Source organism: Enterobacter sp. UPMP2061, from assembly GCF_053709615.1.
Map to the genome: position 1 here is coordinate 124,490 of NZ_JBSKJP010000010.1, position 17,288 is coordinate 141,777.

Annotated in this window: 17 protein-coding genes; 4 read left to right on the forward strand and 13 right to left on the reverse strand. The window is 56.2% G+C overall.

The features are described from left to right. Nucleotides 1-7 precede the first annotated feature (7 nt). From ACWKXX_RS17720 to rppH, 8 genes are all read right to left on the reverse strand, one after another. Nucleotides 8-331, reverse strand: coding sequence for a prepilin-type N-terminal cleavage/methylation domain-containing protein (locus tag ACWKXX_RS17720; RefSeq protein ID WP_023295356.1), 324 nt, complete (start codon nucleotides 329-331; stop codon nucleotides 8-10). Further along, nucleotides 316-714 (reverse strand): DUF2509 family protein, encoded by a 399-nt coding sequence (locus ACWKXX_RS17725; RefSeq protein ID WP_017382846.1) that lies wholly within the window; start codon nucleotides 712-714, stop codon nucleotides 316-318. Before ACWKXX_RS17725 ends, ACWKXX_RS17720 begins: the two co-directional genes overlap by 16 nt. After that, nucleotides 711-1,271, reverse strand: coding sequence for a prepilin peptidase-dependent protein (locus ACWKXX_RS17730; protein WP_017382847.1), 561 nt, complete (start codon nucleotides 1,269-1,271; stop codon nucleotides 711-713). The genes ACWKXX_RS17725 and ACWKXX_RS17730 overlap by 4 nt, the downstream gene beginning before the upstream one ends. Continuing rightward, nucleotides 1,262-1,726, reverse strand: coding sequence for a prepilin peptidase-dependent protein (locus ACWKXX_RS17735; protein ID WP_017382848.1), 465 nt, complete (start codon nucleotides 1,724-1,726; stop codon nucleotides 1,262-1,264). Before ACWKXX_RS17735 ends, ACWKXX_RS17730 begins: the two co-directional genes overlap by 10 nt. Before the next feature lie 184 nt (nucleotides 1,727-1,910). Beyond that, nucleotides 1,911-2,705 (reverse strand): thymidylate synthase, encoded by a 795-nt coding sequence (gene thyA, locus ACWKXX_RS17740; protein WP_015571751.1) that lies wholly within the window; start codon nucleotides 2,703-2,705, stop codon nucleotides 1,911-1,913. Between the two features lie 6 nt (nucleotides 2,706-2,711). Next, nucleotides 2,712-3,587, reverse strand: a complete 876-nt coding sequence (gene lgt, locus ACWKXX_RS17745; RefSeq protein ID WP_003862787.1) for a prolipoprotein diacylglyceryl transferase — start codon at nucleotides 3,585-3,587, stop codon at nucleotides 2,712-2,714. Nucleotides 3,588-3,815: 228 nt separating this feature from the next. After that, nucleotides 3,816-6,062, reverse strand: a complete 2,247-nt coding sequence (gene ptsP, locus ACWKXX_RS17750; protein WP_015571752.1) for a phosphoenolpyruvate--protein phosphotransferase — start codon at nucleotides 6,060-6,062, stop codon at nucleotides 3,816-3,818. A gap of 12 nt (nucleotides 6,063-6,074) precedes the next feature. Then, nucleotides 6,075-6,605 (reverse strand): RNA pyrophosphohydrolase, encoded by a 531-nt coding sequence (gene rppH, locus ACWKXX_RS17755; RefSeq protein WP_003862791.1) that lies wholly within the window; start codon nucleotides 6,603-6,605, stop codon nucleotides 6,075-6,077. 683 nt (nucleotides 6,606-7,288) lie between these two features. Between rppH and mutH the strand changes: the two genes are divergently transcribed. The 3 genes from mutH (at nucleotide 7,289) to ACWKXX_RS17770 (ending at nucleotide 9,501) form a co-directional block, all read left to right on the forward strand. Next, nucleotides 7,289-7,981 (forward strand): DNA mismatch repair endonuclease MutH, encoded by a 693-nt coding sequence (mutH, locus tag ACWKXX_RS17760; RefSeq protein ID WP_017692735.1) that lies wholly within the window; start codon nucleotides 7,289-7,291, stop codon nucleotides 7,979-7,981. Nucleotides 7,982-8,109: 128 nt separating this feature from the next. Then, complete coding sequence (locus ACWKXX_RS17765; protein ID WP_003862794.1) at nucleotides 8,110-8,328, forward strand: YgdI/YgdR family lipoprotein; 219 nt, start codon at nucleotides 8,110-8,112, stop codon at nucleotides 8,326-8,328. Between the two features lie 132 nt (nucleotides 8,329-8,460). Continuing rightward, on the forward strand, nucleotides 8,461-9,501 hold the full coding sequence (locus ACWKXX_RS17770) for an NADP(H)-dependent aldo-keto reductase (protein ID WP_015571754.1): 1,041 nt from the start codon (nucleotides 8,461-8,463) through the stop codon (nucleotides 9,499-9,501). Nucleotides 9,502-9,594: 93 nt separating this feature from the next. Here the strand turns inward: ACWKXX_RS17770 and lplT are convergent, their stop codons facing one another. Both lplT and aas read right to left on the reverse strand, forming a co-directional pair. Next, complete coding sequence (lplT, locus tag ACWKXX_RS17775; protein WP_261666038.1) at nucleotides 9,595-10,788, reverse strand: lysophospholipid transporter LplT; 1,194 nt, start codon at nucleotides 10,786-10,788, stop codon at nucleotides 9,595-9,597. After that, nucleotides 10,781-12,940 carry a bifunctional acyl-ACP--phospholipid O-acyltransferase/long-chain-fatty-acid--ACP ligase gene (gene aas, locus ACWKXX_RS17780; protein WP_023304352.1) on the reverse strand — a complete coding sequence of 720 codons (2,160 nt, stop codon included), beginning with the start codon at nucleotides 12,938-12,940 and terminating at the stop codon, nucleotides 10,781-10,783. The genes lplT and aas overlap by 8 nt, the downstream gene beginning before the upstream one ends. Nucleotides 12,941-13,557: 617 nt before the next feature. On the opposite strand from aas, the gene galR reads away from it, so the two are divergent. Continuing rightward, complete coding sequence (gene galR / locus ACWKXX_RS17785; RefSeq protein WP_003862806.1) at nucleotides 13,558-14,580, forward strand: HTH-type transcriptional regulator GalR; 1,023 nt, start codon at nucleotides 13,558-13,560, stop codon at nucleotides 14,578-14,580. Here galR and ACWKXX_RS17790 read toward each other — a convergent pair. From ACWKXX_RS17790 to ACWKXX_RS17800, 3 genes are all read right to left on the reverse strand, one after another. Beyond that, nucleotides 14,535-15,011, reverse strand: a complete 477-nt coding sequence (locus ACWKXX_RS17790; RefSeq protein WP_017382852.1) for a GNAT family N-acetyltransferase — start codon at nucleotides 15,009-15,011, stop codon at nucleotides 14,535-14,537. The genes galR and ACWKXX_RS17790 overlap by 46 nt on opposite strands. Continuing rightward, on the reverse strand, nucleotides 15,008-15,781 hold the full coding sequence (locus ACWKXX_RS17795; protein ID WP_003862809.1) for a GntR family transcriptional regulator: 774 nt from the start codon (nucleotides 15,779-15,781) through the stop codon (nucleotides 15,008-15,010). Before ACWKXX_RS17795 ends, ACWKXX_RS17790 begins: the two co-directional genes overlap by 4 nt. A 78-nt stretch (nucleotides 15,782-15,859) precedes the next feature. Then, complete coding sequence (locus ACWKXX_RS17800) at nucleotides 15,860-17,287, reverse strand: glycoside hydrolase family 1 protein (RefSeq protein WP_284329617.1); 1,428 nt, start codon at nucleotides 17,285-17,287, stop codon at nucleotides 15,860-15,862. Nucleotide 17,288 lies beyond the last annotated feature (1 nt).

The window sequence follows — 17,288 nt, forward strand, 5'->3', positions numbered from 1 at the left end:
CTCCCGACTAGCGGCTAACCGGGCAATGCAGACGCGTCAACGCGCCCTGCCGCCCCATAGGAGAAATAAGTGTGACCGTGATGCTGACACATCCGGACTGTGTTGTCTGCCCCCGACTGACCTGCCAGCCCGGCGGGAGCGTTAATGTTGAGATCTGCGACTGATTCCACGCATGATGCCATAGCTGACGATACTGGCTAAGCGCCGCATACCGGGCTGCCAGCGCGCGATGATAGCCGGATAACGCCATCACAACCACAACCAGCAACATCATTGCCAGCAAAACCTCAACCATGCTAAATCCTTTTTGTCTGCTCAGGGTAACTGACATAGCGTACTTTCCTTAAGGGGGCAGAAATCACTCCAGCCGTGGGCGGAAAAGCGTATCTGCCCCTCCGAGATGTCCCCGCCTCGCCATAGCAATAGATTGTCATTGCCGGCAATAAGCAACACACGCGCCCCAAACAGCCTTATACAGACCCGCAAACGTTGTGTCTGTTTGCACTGAACCTCTGGCTGTAAAGCCCATTCCTGAACGCGCCCCCACTCCAGTGCAGATTGCACGGCAGCCTGCTGGCGAACAGACAAACTCTCGCCACTTACCAGCGTGCTAAAGGTTTGCAGCTGCTGATTTAATCCGGTGAGGATCAGCGTGCCGAGCACCAGTAATAGCAGGACCAGCGCCAGCGATGACATGCCCCGCTGACGATTCACAGATTAAACCCTGTTACGGTGTGGCGGGCCGAAAAGGGTGCGGCCAGTTCACCTTTACGGCGGGCACGCAGCTCGATACTAATGACCGGCGCAAAGCCATCATGATCGGTTTTAGTGACCATAAATTGTTCTATCAGGACCCGTTCCGGGTCGGTGAGCTTATCCCATCCCTTACCGTCACAGGATGTGGCGCCCCGCAGCGTTTCAAGCGATCCGGACTCAAGCCGGAATCCCGTACTGTCGTTTTCTGACGCGGTGCTATCCCACTGGCCGTTGCTGTTCGCATCCCATAGCACAATCGCACATCGTCCTTGCCTGCCGATGATCATCCCCTGCCCCTGGCAATGCCCTGCACAATATCCTGCCCTCTGAAACTGTTTACCGATCGCGAACAGACGTTGCCAGACCTCATCCTCCAGCTCCTGCTGTCCGGATTGCACTAAAACACCCCGCTGTAGCCCCGGTAAAAAACGTGACGTGCTGAGTAACAGAATGCTGCTTATCGTCATCGCAATAAGCACTTCCAGCAGGGAAAACCCTTTTCGATTTACTGGCATGCACCTTCTCCTGCGGCATTACACAGCCTGATACGTCCGCCATTTGAGACAATAATCCACCACCCACCAGCGCGGCTCTGCACGCGGATATGTCCGGCCCATGCGGTATCCCTTAAACCGTAAAATCCCAGCGCAGGGGTTATGTCGCTTATCGTGACCTCGGGCCACATCGGCTTCATCACGAACGGTCCGCCGCTGTCACAACCGGTCACCGCTGAACTGGCCAGACAGTTCTTTTCACCGTCGTTATACAGCGCGATCCTGTGCTCGCTGTTGTGACGGTTGGCGTCATTGCGCAAAAACACCAGGTAATCCCGCACCTGGCAGGCAGTTTGCCAAAGCCGCTGCCGCTGCTGCCAACTGTCCCAGCCATAGAGCCCTGTGGCGCTGAGGATCACTGCCAGCGAAACGGCGATAAGGGTTTCGATAAGCGTAAAGCCTTGTTCGTTTTTCATGGCGGGAGTGTGGCGGAATAGCAGAAACGGTACGAGCGTCAAACCAGAACTTTACGAGCCGCTTTCCGGAGATTTTCACCCGTTGCAACGCGTTGCATCATCTCTGGAAACAGGCTCGAAAAACAAAACGGGCGTGAAAAAAAACCGGCGCTAAAGAGCACCGGTTGTGTCAGGATTTGCCGTATCAGATGGCGACAGGAGCTTTAATGCCGGGATGCGGGTCGTAACCCTCAATCTCGAAATCATCAAAACGGTAATCGAAGATCGACTCCGGTTTACGTTTGATCACCAGCTTCGGCAATGCACGCGGTTCGCGGGTCAGCTGGAGGTGCGTCTGTTCCATATGATTGCTGTAGAGGTGGGTATCACCGCCCGTCCAGACAAAATCGCCCACTTCAAGATCGCACTGCTGCGCCATCATGTGCACCAATAGCGCGTAGCTGGCGATGTTAAACGGCAGGCCGAGGAACACGTCGCATGAGCGTTGATAGAGCTGGCAGGAGAGCTTGCCGTCCGCCACGTAGAACTGGAAAAACGCGTGGCAAGGCGCCAGCGCCATTTTATCCAGTTCACCCACGTTCCAGGCAGAAACAATGATACGGCGCGAGTCCGGATCATTTTTCAGCTGGTTCATGACGGTCGTGATCTGGTCAATATGGCGGCCGTCCGGGGTAGGCCACGCACGCCATTGCTTGCCGTAGACCGGCCCCAGGTCGCCGTTCTCATCTGCCCATTCGTCCCAGATGGAGACATTGTTTTCATGTAGATAAGCAACGTTGGTATCGCCTTGCAGGAACCAGAGCAGTTCATGAATGATCGAGCGCAGATGGCAGCGCTTCGTTGTCACCAGAGGAAAGCCTTCTTGCAGATTGAAGCGCATCTGGTGGCCAAAAATGGAGAGCGTACCGGTGCCGGTACGGTCGTTTTTCGGCGTGCCCTCGTCGAGCACTTTTTTCATCAATTCAAGATACTGTTTCATGATTCCTCAGGAAAGTTGTTGCTGTGGACGACGACGATACGCCCAAATCATCATAATGGCACCCGCGACAATCATCGGGATGGAGAGGATCTGCCCCATGCTGATGTACTGTACCCATTCACCGGTAAACTGCGCATCCGGCTGGCGGAAGAACTCGACGATGATACGAAACGCGCCGTAGCCAATCAGGAACAGACCAGAGACAGCCCCCATTGGACGCGGTTTGCGGATATACAGATTCAGGATGATGAACAGCACCACGCCTTCCAGCGCCAGCTCATAGAGCTGTGACATATGGCGCGGCAGAACGCCGTAGGTATCGAAAATGGACTGCCACTCAGGATGCGAAGGCAGCAGCGCGATATCCTCCGCGCGGGAGCCCGGGAACAGCATGGTAAACGGCACGCTCGGATCGACACGCCCCCACAGTTCACCGTTGATGAAGTTGCCCAAACGCCCTGCGCCCAGCCCAAACGGGATTAACGGCGCAATAAAATCAGCCACCTGGAAGAAGTTGCGTTTGGTGCGTCTGGCGAAGATCACCATGACCAGGATCACACCAATCAGCCCGCCGTGGAAAGACATGCCACCGTCCCAGACGCGGAACAGATAGAGCGGGTCGTTCAGGAATACCGGGAAATTATAGAACAGGACATAACCGATGCGACCGCCCAGGAACACGCCGAGGAAGCCGGCATAAAGCAGGTTTTCCACTTCGTTCTTCGTCCAGCCGCTGCCTGGACGACTGGCGCGACGGCCAGCAAGCCACATGGCAAAGACGAAGCCCACCAGGTACATCAGACCGTACCAGTGCAGCGCTACAGGTCCTATTGAGAAAATAACCGGATCGAATTCCGGAAAATGCAGATAACCACTGTTCATCTGTCACCACAAGATGTTGTTATTCCGCTGAAAGTGGACAGCGGGTGAATTGCATTCCCGCCGTTGGCAGGTGCTCCAAAGTTGCGAATCATAGCATAAGGCAGGCGTGGAGGATGCGCCTGAGATGTAAAAGATGTGTATAGGGTTTCATGCGCGCTGTTCCCCCTCACCCCATCCCTCTCCCTCAAGGGAGAGGGGGTCGTCGGAGCCGTCATTATTTTGTGGGGATCAGCGGCCGCCCCGGATCAAACCGCCCATGCCGCGTCGCTCCATAAACGCAGCCACCTGATGGCGCACTTCGGCTGCCAGCTGTGCTTCCAGGCTACGCGCGGCCAGTTCGCGCGCCTCATCTTGTTCGATGTGACGTAACAGGTATTTCACACGCGCAACGGAACGTCCGTTCATTGACAGGTGACGGAAACCGAGACCAATCAGGATCGCCACGCACATCGGATCGCCGGCCATTTCACCGCACAGGCGCAGGTCGATATTATGCTGCTCGGCTTCGCGGGCGATCATCGCCAGGGCACGAAGCATCGCCGGATGCAGGCTGTCGTAGATGCTGGCAACGCGCGTATTGTTGCGATCGACCGCCAGAATGTATTGCGTTAAGTCGTTGGTGCCAACGGAGATAAAATCAACGCGGGTCGCCAGCTGCGGCAACATAAAGACCATCGAAGGCACTTCAAGCATCACGCCAATACGGGGTTTAGGGATCGCATAGCCGATCATCTCTTCCACTTCGCGCCCTGCACGTTCTATTAACCGCCGCGCTTCGTCGATCTCGTCAATACTGGTGACCATCGGCAGCAAAATGCTGAGATTCCCCGTGGCCGCGTTGGCACGCAGCATCGCACGAACCTGGATAAGGAAGATTTCCGGCTGATCGAGGGTTATGCGGATCCCACGCCAGCCGAGGCAGGGATTCTCTTCACTGATAGGCATATAGGGCAGTTGCTTATCCGCGCCGACGTCCAGGGTGCGCAACGTGACGGGTTTGTCGTTAAACATCTGCAACATGCCCTGATACTGCGCCACCTGCTCCTCTTCTGACGGGAAGCCGCTTTGCAGCATAAACGGTATTTCGGTGCGGTAGAGGCCGATGCCATCGATGCGGCTGCCGAGCTTCTCTTCATGCTCGGGGCTTAAGCCAGCATTGAGCATCACCTTCACCCGCTCACCGCTCTTGAGCTGCGCGGGCAGGTTGACGTCATCTTCCGCCAGCTTGCTTAATTCATTCTCTTCGCTGATAAGACGCTGGTACTCCTGAAGGAGAACCGGCTCAGGATCCACCAGCAACTCACCGCGGTATCCGTCCACCACCAGCGTACGGCGGTGCAGTACGGAGGGCTGAATATCCGCCCCCATCACGGTCGGAATACCGAGCGCGCGCACCATAATGGCGGCATGGGAGTTAGCTGCGCCATCGCGCACCACTACGCCCGCCAGCCTGTCCTGCGGTAATTCCGCCAGCGTCGTCGCCGAGAGTTCATCGGCCACCAGTACAAACCGGCTCGGCCAGGCATTCGCCCCCTGAATAGTATCATCAAGGTGGAACAGCAGACGTTGCCCAAGCGCGCGTAAATCGCCGGCGCGCTCTTTCAGATAACCGTCAGTCAGCACCGCAAACTGCTCGGCAAATTTTTCAATGACCTTTTTAACCGCCCACTCTGCCACCGAACCTTTATCGACCTCGGCAAATAACTCACGACGCAAACGCGCATCGGAAAGCAGGTGTGAGTAGAGGTCGAAAATGGCCGCCGTCTCTTTTTGCGCGCCAGCGGCAAAGCGTTTGCTGTAGCGACGAAACTCATTCGCCGCCTCTTCCAGCGCAGCGGTAAGCCGTTCGCGCTCAAGCGCTTCATCCAGCGTCGAGGCTTCATAGACCTGCTCCATCAGGGGGAGCGTGGCATCCATCCAGCCTTCGGCAATCGCGACGCCCGGCGAGGCCGGAAGCGCGCGGATGCGGGTATGACGATACTGCCCAAAAAGGGCTGCCAGCTGAGACTGGGAGAGGATCGCAGCCATCTGCGTTGCCAGCGTGACGAGGAAAGACTCCTCGCTTTCGTCGTACTGCCGCAACTCTCGTTGCTGGACAACAAGCACGCCAAGCAGTTGACGGCGCTGAATAATCGGCACGCCAAGGAAAGCGCGGAACCGCTCCTCTTTGACGGAAGGGATATATTTGAAGCTGGGATGTTTTTGCGCATCGGCAAGGTTGATTGGCTCCGCCAGTCGCCCGACCAGGCCAACAATACCTTCATCAAACGCGAGCGTGACGGTGCGTCCCCGTGGTTTTTTTAAACCGCGGGTTGCCATCAGGTAGTAGCAACGTCGGTCATGGTCGGCCAGGTAGACCGAACAGACCTCGGTTTCCATCGCAAGACAGATGTCCGTCACCAGAATATTCAGCGCCTCGTTGAGGCGAGGCGCACTGGCAACCTTTTCAACTATTTCTCGCAAGCGGGTGAGCATGATTTGCGTAGCTTAACCTCTTTTACGTCGCCAGGCAGGTGCGCTCTGTGGCTTCGGAGGCGTCTCCTGAAGCTGCATCACGACACTTGCGAACTCTTTCATCACCCTACGATATACATCGCGCTTAAATGACACGACCTGACGAACCGGATACCAGTAGCTTACCCAGCGCCAGCCATCAAACTCTGGCGTGCTGCTGGTTTGCATATTGATATCTGAATCGTTGCCCACCAACTGCAAAAGAAACCACTTCTGTTTCTGGCCGATACAAACCGGCTTTGTGTCCCAACGCACCAAACGTTTCGGTAACTTGTAACGCAACCAGTTGCGGGTCGAAGCCAGGATGCGAACATCTTTTCGGCTTAAACCAACCTCTTCAAACAGCTCCCGGTACATCGCTTGTTCTGGGGACTCTCCGGGATTGATCCCGCCTTGCGGGAACTGCCAGGAGTGCTGACCATATCGCCGGGCCCACATCACCTGGCCCTGACGATTACAAATTACTATTCCTACGTTTGGGCGGTAGCCATCGTCATCAATCACCGGACTACCCCAAACTAAATCTGATATATGAATGATTGTTTCACACTACAGGGAGGCGGTAAACCACTCTCTTACAGGCCTGCAACCTAATAACATTTGAATAACTCACAATTTAGTGCGGAGTTATAAACAGATGCGGGCGACAGAGACCATTTTTATTCACCTTTTCTGTGGATATAGTTGTGAAGAAGTGCGGAATTACCGATGAACAACCTTGTAGCCCGACGAGCCGCCAATTTACCCCGCTTATAATAAATCATTTAAATTCATATGATTATATTGAAATTAAGGGTATCCAGGGCGATAAACGTGACGATCATCACATCAAAGATCCTCCTGCTGATGAAAGATCGAACAGCGTCGGTTTTATCCACAGTTTGTGCCAATAAGTTAGGCACAATTTGTGTGAAAATTCGATTTTCATCGCACGTCAAGGCTGTAAATTGAAACAGTAGTGGCAGTTATTCCCAGTTATCCCATTTTTCTGTGGATAACATGGTGTAAGATCCTGTTTATTGTCAGTGACCAGAATTGCACAACCTGTTTTTTAGCCGCCGCGGGACGGATTATATTCTAAAAAAGATGATATAAATCATCCACATGGAATAGGTGCACAGAAAAAGGTAAACTCTGTCCACAAGGGATAAAATATCAGCTCATTTTTTAATCAAAAGGTCGTTAGCATGCATTCTCTCGCCCCACTGCTCTCTCCTCCCGTCAGTGAAGCCCAGTTGCTCCAGCAGGCACAACGCCTGGCAGGCTATTCACTGGGCGAGCTGGCCGTGATGGCGGGGTTGACGATACCTAACGATCTAAAGCGTGATAAGGGCTGGATCGGCGTGTTGCTGGAACGCTGGCTGGGCGCAAGCGCGGGCAGTAAACCCGAGCAAGATTTTGCGGCGCTGGGGGTGGAACTGAAGACGATCCCCATCGATAGCCAGGGACGGCCGCTGGAAACCACCTTTGTCTGCGTTGCGCCGCTCACGGGTAACAGCGGAGTGACATGGGAAACCAGCCACGTCAGGCATAAGCTGAAGCGGGTGTTGTGGGTACCCGTTGAGGGCGACAGGCAGATCCCGCTGGCTGAGCGTCGCGTTGGCGCCCCGCTGCTCTGGAGCCCGAATGAAGAAGAGGAGAGACAGCTTTCCCAGGACTGGGAAGAGCTGATGGACATGATTGTGCTGGGACAGGTTGAGCGTATCACCGCCCGGCATGGCGAAGTGCTGCAACTTCGTCCCAAAGCCGCCAACAGCAAAGCGCTCACTGAAGCGGTAGGCGCACAGGGCGAACCGATCCTGACGCTGCCGCGCGGTTTCTATCTTAAAAAGAATTTCACCGGGGCGCTGCTGGCACGCCACTTCCTGTTGAAAACATAGTTTTTTACCAATTTTGCGCTCCGGCTAACATAATCTCCTCCTTTTTAAGATTTCCCCCCTTTCACCTGTCGTAATATCAGGTTATTACTACACTATGATTTGATACGAGCCAGGTGAGGATGAGAACGATGAAAAAATGGGCAGTAATTATCTCAGCAGTCGGTTTAGCGTTTGCGGTATCGGGTTGCAGCAGCGACTATGTCATGTCAACGAAAGATGGTCGTATGATCCTGACCGATGGCAAACCCGAAGTCGACGACGATACCGGTCTGGTGAGTTACCGCGATCGCGAAGGCAATCAAATGCAGATTAATCGCGACGAAGTCTCCCAGATCATCGAGCGTTAAACAGATAAAGGTCAGTAGCTTGCTGGCCTTTTTGATTTTTTCCTTCCCCTTTTGCCTTCCCTCTGCCATGTTTATATTCCTTTGTCGGGAGGTTCCTGACGCAGTCTGTATGTCAAAAAAAGGAAACCGGCTATGCATTATCACCGTATCCCCCACAGCGCTCTGGAGATCAGCCAACTGGGGTTGGGCACCATGACATTTGGTGAACAAAACAGCGAAGCCGATGCCCATGCACAACTCGATTACGCCGTCAGCCAGGGCATTAACCTGATTGACGTGGCGGAGATGTACCCCGTTCCTCCCCGCCCGGAAACACAAGGTCTTACTGAAACGTATGTCGGCAACTGGCTGGCGAAACGCGGCAATCGCGAAAAGCTGGTCATCGCCTCCAAAGTCAGCGGCCCTTCCCGTAATAACGATGCCGGGATCCGCCCTAACCAGATCCTCGATCGCAAGAATATCCGTGCCGCGCTGGATGCCAGCCTCAAGCGCCTGCAAACCGACTATCTCGATCTTTATCAGGTGCACTGGCCGCAGCGTCCGACGAACTGCTTCGGTAAGCTTGGCTACACCTGGAACGAAAGTGCTCCGGCAGTTACCCTGCTGGAAACGCTGGAAGCGCTCACGGAGTGCCAGCGGGCGGGTAAGATCCGCTACATTGGCGTTTCCAACGAGACGGCGTTTGGCGTGATGCGCTATCTGCATTTGGCCGATAAACACGATCTGCCGCGCATAGTGACCATTCAGAACCCGTACAGCCTGCTGAACCGCAGTTATGAAGTGGGTCTGGCGGAGGTGACGCAGTACGAAGAGGTGGAGCTGCTCGCCTACTCTTGCCTGGGCTTCGGCACCCTGACGGGCAAATACCTGAACGGCGCGAAACCGGCTGGCGCGCGTAACACGCTTTTCAGCCGCTTCACCCGCTACAGCGGCGAGCAGACGCAAAAAGCCGTTGCGGCCTATGTGGATATCGCGAAACGTCACGGACTCGATCCGGCGCAGATGGCGCTGGCCTTCGTGCGTCGCCAGCCGTTTGTGGCGAGTACCCTGCTCGGCGCCACGACGATGGATCAGTTGAAAACCAATATTGAGAGTTTCCATCTGAACCTGAGTGAAGAGGTATTAGCGGAGATTGAAGCGGTGCATCAGGTATACACCTACCCGGCACCGTAATAAAAGCAAAACGGCAACGCACGTTGCCGTTTTTAGGGTTTTCACCCTCTCCCTGTGGGAGAGGGCCGGGGTGAGGGCATCAGGCCGCACAATTCAACGACGACGCTGCCAGACCCACAGACCGCTAATCGCCAGCGCGAACAGCGCGCCGAATCCTACCCCGATTGCCACGACCGGCGCACCTGCTTTTACCGCCAGCGAGTAAATCCCCAGCATCAGTAACATCGCCATGTTTTCACCAAGGTTTTGCACCGCAATGGCGTTACCCGCCCCAACGGTCTGCTTGCCGCGCTCCTGCAACAGCGCGTTTAGCGGCACCACAAAGAAACCGCCTAACATGCCGATCAGCAACAGCAGGGCATAGGCAGGCAATAGGGCATGTTGCAGGGCGAAGAACAGAACGCCGACGCCGATCAGGATCCCCGCAGGCATGCAGCGCCCGACGGTTTCCAGCGTCACCAGTTTTGCCGCAGCCCCGGCCCCGACAACAATCCCGACGGCGACCATGGCATTCAGGTAAGTCGGCGTGGCGTTGTCAGTAATGCCCAGCGCCACCGGCACCCACAGCACCAGCAGGAAACGCAGCGTAACGCCGGCCCCCCAGAACATGCTGGTGCCCATCAGCGAGAAGCGTGTTTCACCGTTACGCCACAGTACGCGGCAGGCGTTGAAGAAGCTGCCGGTCATTGGCCCGAAGCGCCAGGATTGCCCCGGACGCGCCACGGCCAGTTTGGGGATAAACAGGTTGGCGATCACCGCGCCACCGTACATCAGGGCGCAGATGCCAAGCGCGGCGAGCACATGCCAGTCTGCCAGTACGCCGCCCGCCACTGAGCCCAGCAAAATAGCCGCAATGGTGGAGGACTCCATCAGGCCGTTGGCCTTCACCAGCTTATCACCGGTGGTGAGTTCACCCAGAATGCCGTACTTCGCCGGAGAGTAGGCTGCCGCGCCAATGCCCACCAGCGTGTAGCCGACGAACGGATTGATACCAAAGCAGATACTTGCCGCGCCCAGAAGCTTAAGGCTGTTGGCAAACATCATGACCCGACCTTTCGGGAAGCTGTCCGCCACCTGGCCGACAAACGGCGCAAATACGATGTAAGCACCCACAAACACCATCTGAAGGATCGGCTGGCTCCAGTCGGGATAAAACTCAGCTTTCAGCAACGCCAGCGTGGCAAACAGCAACGCGTTATCGCCGAACGCGGAAAGAAACTGGGCGGCGATAACCGCCATCATGCCTTTCGACCAGATTGAAGTGTTAGTGTGCACTGACTCACGCATTTTGCTGTTCCGCCTCTTCAACCATGCCCTTCAGGGTCACGAAATCGGGTTTACCGCTGCCCAGCACCGGTAACTGTTTGAGGTAACGAATATCGCGGGGAACCGCCAGCTCGGGGATACCGTGTTCGCGTGCATACCTGAGCAGCGCGTCACGTTTCAGTTCACCGTCTGTCGTGAAGAGCACCAGCGCCTCGCCTTTACTGGCATCACTTTTCACCACGGTCGCATGCATTTTCTCCGCCGAGACTGCGGTCGCCAGCGTCTCGACCATTTCAAGAGAGACCATTTCCCCGGCGATCTTGGCGAAGCGTTTTGCACGTCCCTGGATCTGCACGAAGCCCTGATCGTCGAAGCGCACGATATCGCCCGTGTCGTACCAGCCCGTTTCAACCTCGCCATTGACGTTCTCGGCCGTCGGCGCCTCAAGCACGCCCGGGTTTTCCACACGCAGATAGCCGTTCATGACGTTCGGCCCTTTCAACTGAAGACGTCCGCCGTCTTCAATACCCGGCACCGCCAGCAGACGTGCGTCCAGCCCCGGCAGAATGCGGCCAACCGTTCCCGGTTTTGCCGCCATCGGAACGTTGATGGAGACCACCGGCGCGCACTCCGTCACGCCATAGCCTTCCAGAATGCGCAGGCCAAACTTGTCCTGCCAGATCTGGCGCGTGCTGTCCTGGAGTTTTTCCGCCCCCGCCACCACGTAGCGCACGCGGAAGAAATCATACGGGTTAGCGAAGCGCGCGTAGTTTCCGAGGAAGGTGGACGTCCCGAACAGCACCGTGCAGTTACGGTCATAGACCAGCTCCGGCACAATGCGGTAGTGCAGCGGGCTTGGGTAGAGGAACACCTCGGCACCGGTCAGCAGCGGCGTAAAGAGCCCCACGGTCAGGCCAAAGGAGTGGAATAGCGGCAGCGCCGACATAAAGCGATCGTTGGCGGTAAAGTCAGCGATGGTTTTAATCTGTTCGACGTTCGCCAGAATGCTTTTGTGACTGTGAACCACACCTTTCGGGTTACCTTCAGAGCCAGAGGTAAAGAGGATAATGGCATCATCTTCCGGCTGCTGCTTAACCTGCGCCAGACGCGGCATCAGCAGGTGTGCGAAAATCCACAGCTTGTCGGCGGTCGTGACGTCTGCTTTCAGATCTTCCAGGAACACCCAGCGCACCTGCGTCAGCTGTTCCGGCAGGTGCCACAGCTTGCCTTTATCCAGGAACTGGCGGGAGGTAAAGACGGTGTTGATTTGCGCCGCGGTAATCGCGCTGGAGAGCCCTTTCACGCCCGCCGTGTAGTTCATCATCGCCGGAATGCGGCCCCGGGAGACGGCACCAAAGATCACCGCCGCGCTGATACCCGCATTTGGCAGCATCAGGCCGATCTTTTCGCCCTGTTTGCTGTACTTCTCCAGGATACGCCCGACAAACAGCGTTTTGGTCAACAGTTTACGGTAGGTATCCGGCGTAAAGTTGATGTCTTCGATGCAGTTTTTCTTCGCACCGTAGCGATACTGCGCCGACAGCAACGATTCATACAGCGTTTCGCGCGGGCGAACGGCCATGCGCGCTTCCATCATAATCTGGTGCAGCATTTCCCCGGCGATTTTACGGCGGTCGCGCGCGCGCGGCGCCTCGGGCATCGGCAGTGACGTCGGCGGTAATATATGCAGCGTAATTTTCGGGAACAGACGCTGCTTCACCAGCCCTTTCAGACGGCTGAAAAAGGTCAGCTCAGCCCCGTCGATGCGTAGCGGCACGACGGTGGCCTGAGACTTCGCCGCGACAAAACCGGCCCCGTCGTAAATTTTCATCAGGGAGCCCGTCACTGAAATACGCCCTTCCGGGAAGATAACCACCGGGCGCCCCTGCCCAACCAGACGCACCAGATGTTTAATCATCATCGGTTTAGTTGGGTCGAGCGGGACAAAATCAATCAGCGGTTTGAGCCAGCGCATGTACCATTTTTCACTGATGGAGCTGTAAACCGCGAAGACGGGCCGCACGGGCAAAAACAGCGCCAGCAATACGCCATCAAGAAAAGAGACGTGATTCGGTGTGATAAGCACACGCTCGCCATAGAGTGCCTGCGTATCGCCAGTCACGCGGATGCGAAACAGGACACGAAACAGTGTGCGGAAGAACCCAAAAAGCATTTCAACTCCCTTTGCCAGCCAGTGTGAAAGGTATAAATGGTGGCAGATTACACGAGAAGTAGTGAGGGAGCGATAGCAAAAACAGAGGCGAAAAAAAACCTGCGCATCCGCGCAGGTTGGTGCAAGAGAAGAGTACGAAAACGTACCAGGAATTCTCACCAATCAATACCTCTGGGATCTTGATTGTGGCCTCCGGCGACAGGCTTCGCCAGCGGGAAAACGCAAGGGAATGAGCCGAAGTGCAACCAGGTGTGAATATTCTCTTTTGCTGTTACAGGTTGAACTTACAGGCAAAAAAAAACCTGCGTAAAACGCAGGTTGGTGTAAATCGTGTTAATCAACCGAAGTTGATTCCACCTATCAATACCTCTGGGATCTCGACTCTAGCAATTCACTACGCATCGTTGCTAACGGACAATCGCAACAGCCTGAGGCAAAGTGTAACTAAAGGTTCAGATTGACATTATTCAGACATGACTGGCCGTGTAACGATTACACCGCGAGGGATGTTCTGCTTCACGTTTGCAGAGGACGCTTACCCGCTCCCCTTGAATGCGCGCCGCTTTTCCGCAACACTAGTTAGTGTGTAAACGCTTACCCCTATAAGAAGGTATTGAATGGCGACAATTAAGGATGTGGCTCGTCTGGCCGGTGTTTCCGTCGCGACCGTCTCCCGCGTGATCAACAACTCCCCTAAAGCGAGTGATGCATCGCGCCAGGCCGTGCAGGACGCCATGGAAAACCTGAATTATCACCCTAACGCCAACGCGCGCGCCCTTGCCCAGCAGTCGACAGAAACCATCGGGCTGGTGGTCGGGGATGTATCCGATCCGTTTTTCGGTGCAATGGTCAAAGCCGTAGAACAAGTTTCTTATCACACCGGAAATTTCCTGCTGATTGGTAATGGCTACCACAATGAACAGAAAGAGCGCCAGGCCATTGAGCAGCTGATCCGTCATCGCTGTGCGGCGCTGGTGGTCCATGCAAAAATGATCCCCGACGCCGAGCTGATCCATCTGATGAAACAGATGCCGGGGATGGTGATTATCAACCGCATTATTCCCGGTTTTGAAACCCGCTGCGTGGCGCTCGACGACCGTTACGGCGCATGGCTCGCAACCCGTCATCTGATCCAGCAGGGCCATACCCGAATTGGTTATCTGTGCTCCAACCACCCAATTTCCGATGCGGAAGATCGCCTTCAGGGCTATTACGACGCGCTGCGCGAAGCCGGTCTGCCGTGCAACGATCGTCTTGTGGCGTACGGAGAACCGGATGAGAGTGGCGGCGAGCAGGCGATGACGGAGCTGCTGGGCCGCGGGCGGAATTTCACCGCCGTGGCCAGCTATAACGACTCCATGGCCGCCGGCGCAATGGGCGTGCTGAATGATAACGGGATTGACGTCCCGGCAGAAATTTCGCTGATTGGCTTTGATGATGTGCTGGTGTCGCGCTACGTGCGCCCTCGCCTGACCACCGTGCGCTACCCGATTGTGACCATGGCAACGCAGGCGGCAGAACTGGCGTTAGCGCTGGCCGAGCATCGCCCGCCACCGGAAATTACCCACCTGTTCAGCCCAACCTTAGTGCGCCGTCACTCGGTGGTATCGCCCGCGGAAGCCGTGAGCGAACAGCGATAGAGATGGACGGTTTTATCCGGGTATTCCAGCGCATCGCCGATGTAGTGCCAGCCGTAACGTTCGTAGAAGTCGCGGCAGGCAGACCAGAGATGAAGCTCGTGATACCCGGCGCGTCGCGCGTAGCCGATAACATGCTGCTGAAGTTTTCCCGCCAGCCCGTTTCCCCGGGCGGCTTCATCGACATACAGCGCAGCCAGCCAGGGGTGGAGATCCTGCCGGGAAATTAAATCGCAACGCCACAACCCAACGGTGCCCAGCAGCTGGTCATCCTCAACGGCAATAAAGGTGAGCGGTAACTCGCCCGGCGTCAGGCTGTGCTCAACAATGCTCTGGAAAAAGGCACGCGGCATACCTTCACCAAACGCGTTCCAGATCCAGTCGATCACCCGCTGTGTAAACTGCGGCGCAGCGTGAAGCGGCAGTATATTCACACCAGTTTCCCCTGGAAAAGGGGGACCGATTCAAAGAGATAGCCGTCAAAATCGGGCGCGTCTTCGTCTGACAGCTCAAGCAGGCTCTTTTTGACGTTTTCAAGATGCTGGAACATCGCCTGCCACGCCCCCATCACGTCGCGGCGGCGGAGCGCAGCGAGAATGGTTTGCCTGTCGCCGAGCCATTTCAGCCGCCATGCGCGGCTGGCGATGTGGCCGTTGAATTGCTGCCACAGTGGGCTGCTGTCCATGTGATGCCAGACGCTTTCAACGGTCGCCAGCAGCATCTGGTTTTGTGTGGCCCCCGCCAGTACCAGGTGGAACATTTTGTTGTTGTCCTGGCTGCGATCGTCGGCGGCAATAGCCCGTTGCTCCTGCTCGATGATGCGGCGCAGGTTGTCGATATCCGCCCGCGTCGCCATTTTTGCGGCAAAGGCGGCAATGTTGCTTTCAAGCAGCTGACGCGCCTGGAGAATTTCAAACGGACCCACGTCACTGTTCAGAAAACGTTCTTCCTCGTTTTCATGCTCCTCCGGAATGCGCATCACGTACACGCCAGACCCCTGGCGAATATCCACCGTCCCCTGTAGCTCAAGCATCAGCAGCGCCTCGCGCACGATAGTGCGGCTCACGCCATACGTCTCGGCGATGTTGCGCTCCGGCGGCAGACGCGATCCCACGGGATAATGCCCCTGGATAATCTGCGCCCGTAAATCCTCGCCAATCTCCTGGTACTGTTTTTTTTCCGGCAGGATGACAGCCTTATCCACGTTTTCACCTGTGTTTTTCAGTTAATGCGCGGGCCGGACGTCCTCCCGGCCAGTTTGTGCGCTATTTTACCAGAAGGCTTACTTCCATTCATCGTCAACCCTGAGCGTCATCACACGCTCATCGCGCAGCTGGCGAAACCAGGATGCCGATTTCTTTGCCCGCCGTGCGCGATGGTTTTCAAGGTCGATCTCAATAAGCCCGTAGCGGTTTTTAAACGCGTTCATCGGGGAGACGTTGTCGGTGAAGGCCCACAGCATATAGCCGTGGCAGTTAGCCCCCGCCTCCCGCGCCAGCAGCGTGTAATAAAGATGTTCGCTGATAAACGCGATGCGGTATGCGTCATCGATAATGCCGTCGCGATTGCGAAACTCCGCTTCGTTCTCCACGCCCATCCCGCTTTCCGCCACAAACCAGTCAATGTTGCGATACTCGTTTTTAATCCGCATCGCCATATCGTAAATAATGCGCGGGAAGATCTCCCAGCCGCGGGAGGTGTTCATCCTCCGCCCCGGCAGCTCGAACGGCTCGTAGTAGTACGCCGGGTGGAACGGCGTCTCCAGGTGCCAGGCGCGGGACGGGGCTTTGACGCGATGCGGGTAATAGAGGTTAATGCCCAGCTCGTCGACGGTGTTGTCGGCAATCAGCGCCAGCTCGTCAGCCGTGTATTCCCACTGCACCTGATGCTGCGCCAGCAGGGTAAAAAGCGCCTGCGGATAGCGCCCGTGCACCAGCGGGTCGAGAAAGACGCGGTTATAGAACAGATCGTACATCTCTGCCGCCCGCACGTCATGCGGCGCGCGCGAGCGCGGATAGGTCACTTCCGGGTTAAGAATACAGCCCACCGAGCCGTCATACCCTTTCTCGCGAAACAGCTTCACCACTTTCGCCGTCGCCAGCACCTTATGGTGGTTCCACTGCATCCAGGTGCTGGTGTTCTGCTCATAGGGCCAGCGCAGCGCGTCGAGGTAGACGCGCGTCTGGACCACAATCGGCTCGTTGAAGGTAAACCAGCGGGTGACTTTGCCGTGAAAGCGCTCAAACACCTTTTCCGCATAGCGAACGAACAGCTCGACGACGTGCTTCGACGCCCAGCCGCCGTAGGTCTCCAGCAGCACGCCCGGCAATTCGTAGTGTTCCAGGCAGATCATCGGCTCAATGCCCTGACGGTGCATTTCATCGAACAGCGCGTCGTAATAGGCGGCGTACTCTTCATCTACGGTGGCGTTTTCATAGTCGGTCAAAAAGCGCGACCAGTTGATCGAGGTGCGATAGTGCGTCAGTCCCGCCAGCTTCATCAGCGCCACGTCTTCGCGAAAGCGATTGATAAAGTCGGTTGCCACCGCCGGGCCGTAGCCGTTGTGCCAGACGTGACGATCGTTCTTGTACCAGAGATCGATCCACGAATCCTGCCCCGGCTTTTTGCCGCTCCAGCCCTCGGTCTGCCAGGCCGATGCCGCCGCGCCCAGCATAAAATCTGGCGGTATGGTTATCTGTTTTATGCTCATC

Excerpts from the sequence above, each read along its gene's own strand:
- lplT (WP_261666038.1), bottom strand. The coding sequence starts at position 10,788 with ATGCGTGAGTCAGTGCACACTAACACTTCAATCTGGTCGAAAGGCATG.
- ptsP (WP_015571752.1), bottom strand. The coding sequence starts at position 6,062 with ATGCTCACCCGCTTGCGAGAAATAGTTGAAAAGGTTGCCAGTGCGCCT.
- lgt (WP_003862787.1), bottom strand. The coding sequence starts at position 3,587 with ATGAACAGTGGTTATCTGCATTTTCCGGAATTCGATCCGGTTATTTTC.
- ACWKXX_RS17720 (WP_023295356.1), bottom strand. The coding sequence starts at position 331 with ATGTCAGTTACCCTGAGCAGACAAAAAGGATTTAGCATGGTTGAGGTT.
- ACWKXX_RS17770 (WP_015571754.1), top strand. The coding sequence starts at position 8,461 with ATGCATTATCACCGTATCCCCCACAGCGCTCTGGAGATCAGCCAACTG.
- aas (WP_023304352.1), bottom strand. The coding sequence starts at position 12,940 with ATGCTTTTTGGGTTCTTCCGCACACTGTTTCGTGTCCTGTTTCGCATC.
- galR (WP_003862806.1), top strand. The coding sequence starts at position 13,558 with ATGGCGACAATTAAGGATGTGGCTCGTCTGGCCGGTGTTTCCGTCGCG.
- ACWKXX_RS17765 (WP_003862794.1), top strand. The coding sequence starts at position 8,110 with ATGAAAAAATGGGCAGTAATTATCTCAGCAGTCGGTTTAGCGTTTGCG.
- thyA (WP_015571751.1), bottom strand. The coding sequence starts at position 2,705 with ATGAAACAGTATCTTGAATTGATGAAAAAAGTGCTCGACGAGGGCACG.
- ACWKXX_RS17735 (WP_017382848.1), bottom strand. The coding sequence starts at position 1,726 with ATGAAAAACGAACAAGGCTTTACGCTTATCGAAACCCTTATCGCCGTT.
- ACWKXX_RS17730 (WP_017382847.1), bottom strand. The coding sequence starts at position 1,271 with ATGCCAGTAAATCGAAAAGGGTTTTCCCTGCTGGAAGTGCTTATTGCG.
- mutH (WP_017692735.1), top strand. The coding sequence starts at position 7,289 with ATGCATTCTCTCGCCCCACTGCTCTCTCCTCCCGTCAGTGAAGCCCAG.
- ACWKXX_RS17800 (WP_284329617.1), bottom strand. The coding sequence starts at position 17,287 with ATGAGCATAAAACAGATAACCATACCGCCAGATTTTATGCTGGGCGCG.